Annotated in this window: 1 protein-coding gene; it reads right to left on the reverse strand. The window is 66.6% G+C overall.

Features of this window, described 5'->3' with window-relative positions; all coding sequences use genetic code 11:
* On the reverse strand, positions 1 to 398 hold a 398-nt coding region (locus tag AB4Z35_RS30965; protein WP_442101292.1), incomplete at both ends, for a cation:proton antiporter domain-containing protein.

A 398-nucleotide genomic window follows, 5' to 3' on the forward strand; every position in this document is an offset into this window, starting at 1 on the left:
AATATCCTGGAATAGCAGAATGCCGAAGCTGGCCGCGCCAGCCGGGGTGCCCATCAGGTTCCGCTCGGCCAGCGTGGCGAACGCGATGGCCGTGGAAGACAGCGCCAGGCCAAGCCCCGCCACCAGCGCGACCTGCCACGGCGCGCCCAGCAGCGCGGCCAGGATGCCCAGCACCACGGCACAGACCGCGAGCTGCGTCGTCCCGTAGCCGAAAATCGATTTCTTGAGGTTCTTGAGCTTGCGCGGCTCCAGTTCCAGGCCGATGACGAACATCATCATCACGACGCCGAACTCCGAGAAATGGAGGATCGACTCGACATTGGTGACCAGCCGCAGCGCGAACGGGCCGATGGCCGCGCCGGCGATCAGGTAGCCGAGCACCGCGCCGAGGCCAAGCC

The organism is Pseudomonas sp. KB_15, assembly GCF_052114525.1.
GTDB lineage: Bacteria > Pseudomonadota > Gammaproteobacteria > Pseudomonadales > Pseudomonadaceae > Aquipseudomonas.